14 protein-coding genes are annotated in these 11,679 nt (G+C 48.2%); all 14 read right to left on the bottom strand.

Features of this window, described 5'->3' with window-relative positions; genetic code table 11:
- Positions 1–2 precede the first annotated feature (2 nt).
- Positions 3–596, bottom strand: a complete 594-nt coding sequence (locus ACFO8Q_RS15850; RefSeq protein WP_380026793.1) for a dipicolinate synthase subunit B — start codon at positions 594–596, stop codon at positions 3–5.
- Positions 597–612: 16 nt separating this feature from the next.
- Positions 613–1,491 carry a dipicolinate synthase subunit DpsA gene (dpsA, locus tag ACFO8Q_RS15845; protein ID WP_380026792.1) on the bottom strand — a complete coding sequence of 293 codons (879 nt, stop codon included), beginning with the start codon at positions 1,489–1,491 and terminating at the stop codon, positions 613–615.
- Between the two features lie 140 nt (positions 1,492–1,631).
- Positions 1,632–1,907 (bottom strand): YlmC/YmxH family sporulation protein, encoded by a 276-nt coding sequence (locus ACFO8Q_RS15840; protein WP_380026791.1) that lies wholly within the window; start codon positions 1,905–1,907, stop codon positions 1,632–1,634.
- 148 nt (positions 1,908–2,055) lie between these two features.
- The gene (gene dut / locus ACFO8Q_RS15835) at positions 2,056–2,517 is read right to left on the bottom strand and encodes a dUTP diphosphatase (protein ID WP_380026790.1); all 462 of its coding nucleotides are present in this window, start codon (positions 2,515–2,517) and stop codon (positions 2,056–2,058) included.
- 153 nt (positions 2,518–2,670) lie between these two features.
- The gene (locus ACFO8Q_RS15830) at positions 2,671–3,915 is read right to left on the bottom strand and encodes a M16 family metallopeptidase (RefSeq protein WP_380026789.1); all 1,245 of its coding nucleotides are present in this window, start codon (positions 3,913–3,915) and stop codon (positions 2,671–2,673) included.
- Positions 3,916–3,975: 60 nt separating this feature from the next.
- Positions 3,976–4,914: a polysaccharide deacetylase family protein gene (locus ACFO8Q_RS15825; protein ID WP_380026788.1), complete on the bottom strand. Its 939-nt coding sequence runs from the start codon at positions 4,912–4,914 to the stop codon at positions 3,976–3,978.
- 79 nt (positions 4,915–4,993) lie between these two features.
- Positions 4,994–7,204 carry a polyribonucleotide nucleotidyltransferase gene (gene pnp, locus ACFO8Q_RS15820; protein ID WP_380026787.1) on the bottom strand — a complete coding sequence of 737 codons (2,211 nt, stop codon included), beginning with the start codon at positions 7,202–7,204 and terminating at the stop codon, positions 4,994–4,996.
- 144 nt (positions 7,205–7,348) lie between these two features.
- Positions 7,349–7,618 carry a 30S ribosomal protein S15 gene (gene rpsO / locus ACFO8Q_RS15815; protein ID WP_380026786.1) on the bottom strand — a complete coding sequence of 90 codons (270 nt, stop codon included), beginning with the start codon at positions 7,616–7,618 and terminating at the stop codon, positions 7,349–7,351.
- A gap of 75 nt (positions 7,619–7,693) precedes the next feature.
- The gene (locus tag ACFO8Q_RS15810; protein WP_380026785.1) at positions 7,694–7,849 is read right to left on the bottom strand and encodes a hypothetical protein; all 156 of its coding nucleotides are present in this window, start codon (positions 7,847–7,849) and stop codon (positions 7,694–7,696) included.
- A 67-nt stretch (positions 7,850–7,916) separates the two neighbouring features.
- Positions 7,917–8,147, bottom strand: a complete 231-nt coding sequence (locus tag ACFO8Q_RS15805; protein ID WP_380026783.1) for a hypothetical protein — start codon at positions 8,145–8,147, stop codon at positions 7,917–7,919.
- 233 nt (positions 8,148–8,380) lie between these two features.
- Positions 8,381–9,331: a bifunctional riboflavin kinase/FAD synthetase gene (locus ACFO8Q_RS15800; protein ID WP_380026782.1), complete on the bottom strand. Its 951-nt coding sequence runs from the start codon at positions 9,329–9,331 to the stop codon at positions 8,381–8,383.
- 14 nt (positions 9,332–9,345) lie between these two features.
- Positions 9,346–10,263 (bottom strand): tRNA pseudouridine(55) synthase TruB, encoded by a 918-nt coding sequence (gene truB / locus ACFO8Q_RS15795; protein ID WP_380026781.1) that lies wholly within the window; start codon positions 10,261–10,263, stop codon positions 9,346–9,348.
- Complete coding sequence (locus tag ACFO8Q_RS15790; RefSeq protein ID WP_380026780.1) at positions 10,260–11,234, bottom strand: DHH family phosphoesterase; 975 nt, start codon at positions 11,232–11,234, stop codon at positions 10,260–10,262. The genes truB and ACFO8Q_RS15790 overlap by 4 nt, the downstream gene beginning before the upstream one ends.
- Before the next feature lie 2 nt (positions 11,235–11,236).
- On the bottom strand, positions 11,237–11,590 hold the full coding sequence (gene rbfA / locus ACFO8Q_RS15785) for a 30S ribosome-binding factor RbfA (protein WP_380026779.1): 354 nt from the start codon (positions 11,588–11,590) through the stop codon (positions 11,237–11,239).
- Between the last annotated feature and the right edge of the window lie 89 nt (positions 11,591–11,679).

Raw genomic sequence — 11,679 nt, 5'->3', positions numbered from 1 at the left:
GTTTAATATTTATACCTTTCAATCAAAACCGGTTGAAACTGTTTCTTTTCCAACGCAGCTTCTAAAGTAGGATACACGAGATCCATTTTTGCCACCAGAGAATTCATTTTTTTAAAAGGATCATCCTGACCAAATGGTACCATAAAAATATTCTTAGCGGACATTAATTTTGCAATGTTCGACATATTTAGGCCGAGTCCGTCGTTTGTGGAGATCGCAAGCACGACAGGACGATCATTTCGCATCGTTGCTTTTGCCGCCATCAGGACAGGAGAGTCTGTCATCGCATTTGCAAGACGGGAAATTGTATTCCCCGTACACGGTGCAATCAATAACGCATCAAGCTTCTTGCTCGGCCCTAACGGTTCCGCTTCCACAATGGAAGTAATCGGCTTTTGTCCGGTCAGCTGTTCAATCTCGGCGACCCATACATCCGCTTCCGCGAATCTGGTGCTTGTCGTTTGTACGGTATGTGAAAGGATGGGAATTACAGAAACTTCCATTTCCACAAACTTTTTCATCACCGGACGAATCTCGTCATAAGTGCAGTGGGATCCGGTAATTGCAAAACCGATCGTCTTGCCCTTCAGTTCCATGTTGTTACCTCCAGGATTATGCGTGATCCAAAACGAGGCGACAGATTGTTTTCGCAATAATCTGCCCTGCTGTTTTGGGCGCAACGATCCCTGGCAAACTTGGAGCAAGCAGCGCTTTGATGCCTCTTTTTTCAGCAAACCGAAAATCGGTTCCGCCCGGACTCGAAGCGATGTCGATAATGACACAGCTTTTCTTCATGCGGGCCAATACTTCCGATGTTAAAACCGGTGCAGGAATCGTATTGAATACAATATCCGCCTGTTGCAGCGCGGTCCCGATATTGGAAATATTGAAAGCGTCGAATCCCATTTCAATTATTCTCGCGATATCCGCTTCTTTTCGTGCTCCTGCTTTAACCTTTGCACCAATGCCTGCGCACATTCGAGTCAGCGTCATCCCGCATCGACCGAATCCAAGAACAGCAACATTGGAGCCATGGATCGTAAAATCCGTGTTCTCCATTGCCATTTGAATCGCACCTTCAGCTGATGGAATCGAATTTAAAATGGCCACTTCATCGAGTTCCATCAACTTAATCAAGCAAAGTCCATGCCGTCGGCTGGTTTCCGAAAGCACACTGCGGGCGATGCCGGTAAAGATCTTGCATTTCTTGGGAAGAGCAGAAAAATGATCATCTGTCAAAACGATCGGGCGTGCGGAATACTTGGATCCGATTGTCCAATCGTCACTCATACCGGTTACCGGCATTATTACTGCATCCAGATCCTGCAACACTTCGAGTGACAAGTTGGTCTTAACGGCATCCGCCATTTTCAACTCCAAGTCGTCGAATCCGATCAGGTACACGGAGGCGTCCAAATCCAGGGCGTGTTGAATCACTTCGATGATTCGCGCGTCCCCGCCTAAAAACGCCATCTTGATACCTGTTAGCATGGGTGACTGACCCCTTTCAAATCATTGTACGCAAAACATCCGAAATTTCAAGTTTAAATCTGTTTTAACAGCGCAATCCAGGCTTGCTCCATGCCGGATCGATGCACGTGCTCCATACTATGCATGAGCCCAGATCTCTGTTACACACCGGAATTTCTTTCCTTTTCAGTGAATTTTCCCCGCTTCAAATCCAGCAAAATCGTGTCTGTTCCTATCTTGTGAATGGACTCCCATGGAACCGATTGTTCTTCATGCTTCTTGCCAAATGAAAAAAAACGAGTATCAGCTGGTAAAATCAGGTATCCGATCCTTCCGGTTTTTGCATCAATCCAAAGGTCCGCATGCCCCAATTGGCCAATTTTTTCCCCATTTTCCATATCCACAAGTTCTCTGCCCGCCAGTTCGCTTAATCTCACAGCGACGTCCTCCCTTAGCAAAATTTGCCGCCACATTAGTAAAAACATTTCGTTAACATGTATGCGAAATGGGGATGAAAAAGTCCAGTAGAAAAGCCCGGCAAATAAAGAAAAGGGCTGCTCGTTAGAGAGCTGCCCTTCAGACATTTTATTTTCCCGTGGAACCGAATCCCCCGGTTCCACGACCAGTAGGCACAAGTTCTTCCACAACCTTAAGATTTGCTTGGATCACAGGCATAATAACCATTTGTGCGATTCGTTCACCAGGGTTCACCTCATATTCGCTTTCTCCCTGGTTCACGACTACACATTGAATTTCACCTGTATAATCACTGTCGATAACTCCAACCGAATTCGCCAAGTTAATTCCGTATTTGGATGCCAGCCCGCTGCGAGGAAACACAAGCGCAACATAAGACGGGGAAGGCAGTTGAATGGCAATCCCGGTCGGAATTCGAGCTTTTCCCCCGGACGGAATCAATACAGGTTCTTCTATACACGCACATAAATCCATCCCGGCAGCCCCGGATGTTGCATAATACGGCATTGGAAACCGTTCACCCATCAACGGAGACATTTTCTTAACCAAAATCTGCAAACCGTTATCCAACGAAGCAACACCTCACAATATAACCCAATTATAGTGCAACTTGTTGGCTTTCCACTTTGTTGCTCTTATACTCTTTTCCCTTGCGGTGAAAGTGACGATAAGATGTTGGTTGGGACCCGTAAAAAAACTGATTGACTTCGAATTCTATAGTAATCAGTTCGGCTTTTTCAAGTCCTCAAACGGTCCGATTGCCGACATCGCCATCGGGCCTTGGCAGACCCTCTTGGCTACTGCGTTGATATCTTCGAGAGTGACTTCAGTAATTCGCCGGACCGTCTCGTCCAGGGTGATTTGCTTGCCGAGCAGAAGCTCATTTTTTCCCAACCGGCTCATCCGCGAACTGGTGCTTTCGAGCGACAGCATTAAGGAGCCTTTTACCTGATCTTTTGCTTTGCGTAGTTCTTCATTCGTTATGCCGTTGGTTGCAAGATCCGCAAGAATCTCCCCAATCAGGTTCACCGCTTCCTGCGCCTGAATTGGAGACGTACCCGTATAGACGCCAAACGTTCCCCCATCCCGGTACGAAGAGTAGAAGCTGTAAACGGAATATGCCATTCCTCTTTCTTCCCGGATTTCCTGGAACAGTCGGGAACTGGAGCTTCCGCCAACGATGTTGTTCAAAAGAATCAGGGAATACACCGCCGGATCATCAAACGCATATCCCTGTGTAGCGAGACAAATATGGGCCTGTTCGGTTGCTTTCCGCCGCACCTGTTTATTCGCCTGGAAAACCGGCGCCACTTGAGGATCTGACACACGCTTGCCGCCCAAGGGGGAAAAATATTGTTCAGCCGCCCGGTGCACCTCATCCGCTTTCACATTGCCGGCAACCGCCAATACCAAATTATCAGGCGTGTAGTGCGAACTGAGGTAGGAGACCATATCCTCCCGCGTGAAGGCCAGAAGATTCGACTCGGGACCTAAAATCGTATAGCCAAGAGTATGATCGGGATACATGGTGGCCGCCAACAGATCGTGAACCTGATCATCCGGTGTATCTTCATACATTTTAATCTCTTCGATAATGACTTTTCGTTCTTTGGCTAATTCCTCGGGCGCCAATTTGGAGTTAAGCAACATATCGGCCAACGTTTCCAAAGCCAATTTAAAATGTTCATCCAAAACTTTCGCGTAGTAGCAGGTGTATTCTTTGGATGTAAAGGCATTGACCTGACCGCCAATTCCATCAAACAATTCCGCGATTTGACGGGCAGACAGTTTATTGGTGCCTTTAAACATCATGTGTTCAATAAAGTGCGACATTCCGTTTGTGGCCGGGGTTTCATCACGGGATCCCGAATTCACCCATACCCCTAGAGAGACGGAACGGACTGAAGAAATTTCTTCGACAACAAGCCGCATGCCATTTGACAATATCCCCTTGTAAAACAAAGACATCCTCCTTTAACCTGTACCTCCCATCAACTATAACAAAGGAAAGAAGTTCCTACAATCACTTTATTCGACTTTGCGAATTGGAGACAGAAGTTCACTGACCGTAACAAGCTGGAACCCCTTTTTCTTCAGGTCTGGTACTAGAGTACGCAAAGCGCCTAAAGTTGGTTCAGTCGGATGCATAAGAATCATGGCCCCGTTTCGTGCATGGGGAATGATGCGGTTCAAAATCTGTTCCTTGGGGGGGCGCCGCCAGTCGACTGTGTCGAGTGTCCAGAGTACTGTTCCCATTCCTTGACTTCTGGCGATTTTTACCGTGGCCTGATTAAAGGAACCGGACGGCGGTGCAAACCATTTGCTTTCCACACCCAGAACCTGTTTGATTTCCTCCTGCGTTTTCACAATCTGGTGAAGCTGTCGTTCAGGGGAGAGAGCTGCCATATCGGGATGGGTATACGCATGATTGCCTATCTCATGCCCCTCTGAAACAATTCGTTTGGCGACCTCGGGGTTTTTGGCCAGCCACGATCCGTCGAGAAAAAACGTCGCTTTGGCCGAGTTGTCCTTTAATACCTGTAAGATGCCATCGATGTATTCGGTGCCCCATGCCACATTGATCATCAAAGACATTTCTTTTTTGTGAGGATTTCCTTGATAAATCGGGAGGTTCGGATAATCGCTCAGTTTTATCTTGGGAGGCAATTGTTTGTACACATAGAAGTCAGGAGACTGACTTCCGTTTTTCTGGAAATTCTGCCATGTGGCCTCAACATCCAGTTCAATCCCATTCAATTCGGGGATTACATTCGGTTTCCCCGCGCGGCTTACAACCGCATCAATCGGCTGTTTAAACAGTTTGGAAGCTTTCCGCTGCAAATCCTCTTTGGTCAAGTTCTGTTGAATGGAGACGGTGCGCTTCTCCCATTCCGGATTTCCATTTTGGGCTGCTGCATCGGTTGCTGCAAGCATCAAAAGACAAACACCCGCCATCAGTATACGCAATTCGCTCACCCCTTCCTTAGAATTCGGTGTTATTTTGCGCAAAAAAACAGAAAAGAGCCAGAAACTGACTCTTTTCCACTTATTGTTTATTTTCGTATTGACGTCGGGGAGGTCTGTTCTCCCGCGGGCGGTTATCACGTTCCCTGCGCGGAGGTGCAGCTGCCGGATCCTCAGGCGGTTCCCCCCGAAGCTCCCGCAATGCTGCCCTGCGGGACAGATTAACCCGACCCTGCGGATCGATTTCCGTAACTTTGACCATAATTTCGTCGCCGACTTTTACGACATCTTCCGTTTTCTCCACTCTTTCCTCGGCCAGATGGGAGATGTGCACAAGTCCCTCTTTACCGGGCAGCACTTCCACGAAAGCGCCATATTTTTCAACTCGAGTAACTTTACCGTTATAGATCACGCCGACTTCTACTTCACGAACAATGCCTTCAATGATCGAACGGGCTTTTTCTCCCGCATCCAGGTCTGAAGTCGCAATGAATATCCGGCCATCCTGTTCGATATCGATCTTGACACCGGTCTCCTCAATGATTTTATTGATCACACGACCGCCTGGTCCAATCACTTCACGAATCTTATCCGGATGAATCTTCATCGTAATGATTCGCGGCGCATATTTGGACAATTCGGTGCGCGGCCCGGCGATTGCCTCCAGCATTTTATTCAAGATATGCATTCTTCCGCGGTGCGCCTGTTCCAAAGCCTGCTTCAAAATCTCCGGGTTGAGCCCTTTGATTTTGATATCCATTTGCAATGCAGTCACGCCGTTTACAGTTCCTGCCACTTTAAAGTCCATGTCACCCAAATGATCTTCCATGCCTTGAATGTCTGTCAGAACGGCATATTGTTCATCTTCTGCCACCAGTCCCATAGCTACTCCCGCAACAGGAGCTTTAATTGGAACACCCGCATCCATCATGGCAAGGCAGGATGCACAAATACTGGCTTGGGAAGTCGAGCCGTTCGATTCAAGCACTTCAGACACCAAACGGATCGTGTACGGGAACTCCTCTTCGGAAGGAATAATCGCTTCCAGTGCCCGTTCTCCCAACGCTCCGTGCCCGATCTCACGCCGGCCAGGCGGGCGTAAAGGGCGGGCCTCACCAACAGAAAAGGGAGGGAAATTGTAGTGGTGCATAAACCGCTTGGATTCCTCAAGATCCAGCCCGTCGAGAATTTGTACATCTCCTAAAGCTCCGAGTGTACAAATTGACAGGGCTTGGGTCTGTCCACGTGTAAACAATCCGGATCCATGTGTTCGGGGCAAAATTCCAACTTCACTGGTGATCGGACGCACTTCATCCAGCGATCGGCCATCCGGACGCATGCCTTCAAAAATAATCGCCCGTCGGACTTCTTCCTTCACGATATCGTATAAAACTTCTTTGGCATCCGCCATTTGCTCCTCGGTCAGTTCCGGGTTTTGCTCCTGCAGATAAGCCAAAGTCTCTTCCTTCACAGCGTTAATCGCGTCTTCACGGGCTTGTTTTTCCGGAGTCCGGATTGCGATCTTCATCTTTTCTGCAGCGAACGCGCGCACCTGCTGATTGATTGTATCATCCACTCGGTGTAAAACAACTTCCATTTTCGCTTTGCCAACCGCTTTCTGAATCTCCTCCTGGAAAGCGACCAACCGCTTGATTTCCTCATGGCCAAACAGGATCGCTCCCAGCATCACGTCTTCCGGAACTTCATTTGCACCGGCTTCCACCATCACAATTGCGTCCTTGCTCCCTGCCACGGTCAAGTGCATATCACTGTTCACTTCTTGGTCTACGGTAGGATTAATGACGAACTGACCATCAATACGCCCTACTATTACACCTGCAATTGGCCCTTCAAACGGAACGTCCGAAATCGTCAGCGCGGCTGAAGTCCCGATCATCGCTGCGATTTCAGGGGCACAATCCTGATCCACCGACATTACAATATTGACAATCTGGACATCGTTGCGGAATCCTTCCGGAAACAGCGGACGAATCGGACGGTCAATCAAACGGCCAGCCAAAATCGCCTTCTCGCTCGGACGACCTTCTCGCTTAATAAAGCCCCCGGGGATTTTCCCTACTGAGTACAGCCGTTCTTCGTAATTGACTGTCAGCGGGAAAAAGTCGAGGTCTTTTGGCTCTTTGGATGCGGTAACCGTGGAGAGAACCGCCGTTTCCCCATATCGAACCATAACGGCTGCGTTTGCTTGTTTCGCAAACTTCCCCGTTTCAATCGTCAGTTTTCTTCCTGCCAATTCTGTTTCAAAAATCTGTGATGAATTAGTTTGCTGCATGCAGGCAATAAGCCTCCCTTCTAACAACTCGTGAACCAACAAATAATAAATATGTACACAAACATATAAATTTCGGCATATGCACAGTATTTCCTTCTTTTTGAGACAAAAAACAAGAAGCGGGAGAAGTTCCCCGCTTCCTGATTATTTACGAAGGCCAAGTTTTTCAACAACTGCCCGGTAACGGTTGACATCCTTCTTACGAAGGTAGTTCAACAAGTTACGACGATGCCCAACCATCTTGAGGAGACCACGACGAGAGTGGTGATCCTTCTTATGGACGCGCAAATGGTCGTTCAAGTAGTTGATTTTGTTTGTCAGGATAGCGATTTGAACTTCAGGAGATCCGGTATCGCTTTCGTGTACCTTAAACTGATCGATCAATGCTTGCTTTTGTTCCACAGACAACGACATGCTGCGTCACCTCCTTTTCCAGTTATATCCCCTCAGCCCAGAAATCGTCGAGGTACTCGAAATCCATGCAGAGGTTCATTTGCCGATGACCGTAATAACCAATCTGCCTTGTGCAATATCCTTTGCCACAATATCAAATGTGCGTCCCGATACTGAGAGGAATCCCCGAAAACGGGTCGCTATCGGTACATTGCCGGGAATTTGTTTCGCAGCCCTGACAATGTCCTCCACTCGGATCCCCCGTTGTCGCTCCTCATATAGCCTTTGCTTGGCATGAACAGTGACAATGACTTTCATATCAATTGAATGGTTCTGTCGAACCTTCAAAATGACGATCTGTTTCAACGAACAGCGAAAAAAGGGTATCCTGAAACGCAACGAGGTACGGATCGGTGATCCCGTTTTTCCGGTACAGCTTCACCATTTCCCGGTTTAAGCGCTGAAACTCTTCGCTGATACAGATACGGGCCACTTCCCGACACAAATGAAACAGACGGGCATCACGTGAGTCAACGGATGGATATTTCACGGCACATATCCCCTTACAGCCAGGATGTGCTGTCAAAGTTAAATGCTCCGCTAATACCAGGTTGTAGTATAGCATAGATTGATACAAGAGTAAACAGACAGCACTCGATTGCTTCAAGTCTATGCTTTGTTTCAGTTGTCCTATGTCTGAAATTCCCCCACAAAATGACGTGAAGCGCTGTAGCAACACCGAGTACTTTGCGGGGACCCCGGTAATTGATATGGGATACCATCTTAGCGGGGAAAGCTTTCAAATCTGCGTTTCGCTTCCTGTACATCCGCCTGGATTTGCGCAATCAGTTCCTGAGCGGAATTAAACTTTTTCTCGGAACGGAGAAAATCCAAAAATTGAATTTTCATCTGCTTATGGTACAGATCCCCGGAAAAATCGAATAGATGAGCCTCAAGGGTAACCTGATTTTCCAAATCGTTAAAAGTAGGCTTATAACCAATATTCATGAGTCCACTTAACGGTTCGTCCATGTCAGCGAATTTACATTGAATCAGATATACGCCTGTGCGGGGAAGCACGAATTTGTGCAATGGTGCGATATTTGCCGTAGGAAATCCCAGTACCCTGCCTCTTCCTTCGCCGCGGACAACTTCCCCCAGAATCTCGTAGGGTTTTCCCAGCAGCTCGGCCGCCAGTTTCACTTCTCCCAAAAGCAGTTTTTCACGGATAAACGATGACGAAACTTTTTCCCCGTACAAATTGACAGCCGGCACGATATGAACCGCCCTTCCTGCTTCTTCCGCCAGCGCTTTTAGAGTGTTCGCATCGGCTCGCCCGCCGGCACCAAATCGATAATCAAAACCTACCACGATCGCTTTTGCATTCAAACGGAAGAGAAAGTCATGGACGAACGATTCTGCCGTGACAGAAGCGAATTGAGTGTCAAACTGGACTACATAACAGATGGTAACGCCCAGTTCTTCAAAAACCTCCAGCTTAATGGGCAGCGGAGTTAACTGCTGATCGTAGTTCGCTCCCGCACCAAGCACTTGCCTCGGATGGGGATCAAATGTCATAACAGCCAGGTTGACCCCTTTTTCAGCAGCTATCTTTCTGGCATCCTCAATAATTTGCCGGTGCCCCTTATGTACTCCGTCAAAATTCCCGAGGGCCATCACACTCGGTTCAAATGCTTGGTTACCCGGATTTCCCGTAATCCAAACAGTCTTCACAATTCGCGCCTCCCCTACTCTTTAAACACTTTCTCAGGTTTCGTAAAGACCTCCTGGTCCTCGACCCTGACCACACGATAAATAGCCAGCAGCTTTCCGGAACGGGATTCGATTCGTATACGATCCCCGACAGCAAGGGCGAATGTTTCAACCAAAGGGAAGGTCATCTCCATTCCATTCAAAACTCGCCTTTCCTGCTTGTCACTGACAGAATATACAGGAAGGTATTCGACCGCAACCGATGCGGAAAGAAGATAGCGCCCGATCTCCCCTTCCTCCTTGGCTCTTTCAAGCTCCTCCAAGGTATGGGACATTTCTAATGTAAAAGGTCCTGATCGGATTCGGGTTAGCCTGGACATATGAGAAGGGACTCCAAGCTCTCTGCCCAGATCATGACATAACGTCCGTATGTACGTTCCTTTTGAACATTCTACACGAAATTGAACCCTGGGATAATCAGTGCTTAGATCCATATGTAAAATCTCAATCGAGTAGATGGTCACCTTCCGCGCCGCCAGGACCACTTGTTCCCCTTGCCGGGCCAATTCGTAAGCGCGTTTCCCGTCTACCTTCAGAGCGGAGAAAGCGGGCGGAATCTGTTCGATTTCACCATGAAATCTCGAGAAAGCAAGGTTCACCTGTTCTTCCGTCAGAAAAACCTGGTCTACCTGTTCGACAACCTCTCCGGAGGCATCCTGGGTAGTAGTGGAAAAGCCGAATGTAACCTCTCCCTTGTAAGCTTTGCTTTGGTCAAGCAGGTACTCGGCAATTCGGGTTGCGCTGCCGATACAGAGGGGGAGAACACCGTCCACATCCGGGTCTAACGTTCCGGTATGTCCAATTTTTTTGATCCCCAGAATTCGTCTTACTTTGCCGACCACTTGATGTGAAGTCATACCTTTTGGTTTATTAACGACAATGATTCCGTTCATGACCTTAAAGATTCTCTCACTTTCGCAAGTACATCAGACTGAATTTGCTCAATGGATCCCTCGATAGTGCATCCCGCAGCGCGAGCGTGCCCGCCACCACCAAAAAACAGGGCAATTTCTCCAACATCAACCTGGTATTTGGAGCGAAAACTCACTTTCACCACACCCTCCGCTTTTTCCCTAAAGAGGATGCCAACCTCGACTCCCTGGATGTTTCGGGCGTAGCTGACCAATCCTTCCACATCTTCATCAGAGGCACCCACTCGCTTAAGCAGCTCTCTGTTGACAACAATCCAGGCCACTTTGCCGGTCTCATCCCTCTGTAAAGCGCCTAATGCCTCACGAATCAATAGTGCTTGTGACCATGATAAGGTCTCAAAGACACGGTCGGCAATGTCGTATGGAGACACACCTGCAGACAAAAGATCGGCGGCAATCCGGTGAACCTCAACGGTGGTATTGCTGTACCGGAACCCTCCCGTATCGGTAAGAATTCCCGTATATAAGCAGATTGCCATTTCGCGGCGGATATCTGTTCGCATATGGCGCGCCAGGTTATAGACGATTTGGGAGGTCGCCGCTGATTCCAAATCAACCAGATTCACTTTCCCGAAAGAATCGTTCGTTTTATGATGGTCGATATTTAAAATTGCAGCATTCTCCTCGAGTAACGCAGAACAGCCGCCTAACCGCTGCAGATCCCCACAATCGAGGGCCACAAGATTCGTGAATTTCCGATTTAATTCCGATGCCAGACGGATTTGTTCATTCATTGGCAAAAAAGTGAAACGATCGGGTACCGGTTCCTCGCAAGCAATCACAAAACGCTTCCCCCAAGCCTCCAGCAGGTGGGCCAAGCCGAGAGTCGAGCCCAGGGCATCCCCATCCGGCTGGACGTGGGTCAATACTAAAAAATCATCATGCTCTTTTAGAAAATCGGCAGCTTCCTGCAGCATTTGCTCCGTGTTCAAAGCTAGTCCCTCCTGTCGGAGTTGATATCGCGTAAAACCTCCTGAATCTTTGTGCTGTAGTCAAGTGAGGTATCGAGTTGGAAAATCAATTCGGGCGTCAACCGAAGCCGAATCCGTTTGCCCACTTCACTCCGAATGAAACCGGCTGCGCTCCGGAGAGCTTTCAATGACTCTTCCCTCTGTTCAGCAGAGCCCAAGACGGACACATATACCTTTGCAATCTGGAGATCTCCCGAGGCTTCCACGTCAGTCACCGTGATAAACCCGATCCGGGGATCTTTCAGTTCATTTTGGATAATATTCGAAATTTCTTTTTTCAATTGTTCGCCCACGCGACTTACTCTAATTTTTCCCATGGCAGTACACCTCCTGTAAGTTACCGGATAAAAAATCCAAGGACTTGGAATGGAAGAAAACCCGGTGCGTCTGATGCGACCGAACCGGG

It is taken from the genome of Effusibacillus consociatus, from assembly GCF_042652925.1.
Classification (GTDB): Bacteria; Bacillota; Bacilli; order Tumebacillales; family Effusibacillaceae; genus Effusibacillus; species Effusibacillus consociatus.
The sequence above is the reverse complement of the archived record's forward strand: the minus strand, read 5'-3'. Positions and strand labels throughout refer to the sequence as shown.